Source organism: Bacillus sp. FG16 (genome assembly GCF_057809515.1).
On record NZ_JBMDKC010000292.1, the window covers coordinates 1 to 691 of the forward strand.

The following is a 691-nucleotide window of genomic DNA, read 5'->3' on the forward strand; positions in this document are numbered from 1 at the left end:
CCAAGATATAAGGATATTCAAGCAACGATATCTCGAAATTTATATGGTTTTCAACATCTAAACCACTATGAAGAATTGCTGATCAAGCCTGTGCGTAAAATTAATACAGAGCTTATTATAAAAGAATGGGATAATATAAAACGGATTATGCTATCTCTTGCTTTAAAAACGACAACTCAAAATGTGATTGTTCGAAAATTAAGTTCTTATGCACGAAAAAATCAGACCAAGCGTGCATTATGGGAATATGATAACATCATTAAAAGTTTATATTTTTTAGAATATATTGATTCACCAGCATTACGCCAAAATGTTCAAAAATCGCTAAACCGTGGAGAAAGTTATCATAAATTACGTCGCGCTGTATCTTTCGCAAATTTTGGGAAACTTCGTTTCAAAACGGAGCAAGACCAACAAATTTGGAATGAATGTAGTAGGCTGCTCACCAACTGTATTATTTACTACAATGCAAGTATATTATCAAATATATTAAAGAAATCACAAAATCAAGGTATTGGGACGAATATATTAAAGTATATCTCACCAGTTGCTTGGCAACATATTAATTTTTATGGCCGGTATGAATTTAACAACTCACCCACAGTAATAAACTTGGAAACAATTTTGGGAAGTATCAATGAAGAAGAAATGTTAAATCAGTTAATACCTGAGAAAATCATTGAAGAATAAG

At 31.4% G+C, this 691-nt stretch carries 1 protein-coding gene; it reads left to right on the plus strand.

Going from position 1 to position 691, the window contains the following annotated elements; all coding sequences use genetic code 11:
• A partial coding sequence (locus tag ACODS7_RS32360; RefSeq protein ID WP_488828662.1) for a Tn3 family transposase occupies positions 1-690 on the plus strand: 690 nt, incomplete at its 5' end.
• Between the last annotated feature and the right edge of the window lies 1 nt (position 691).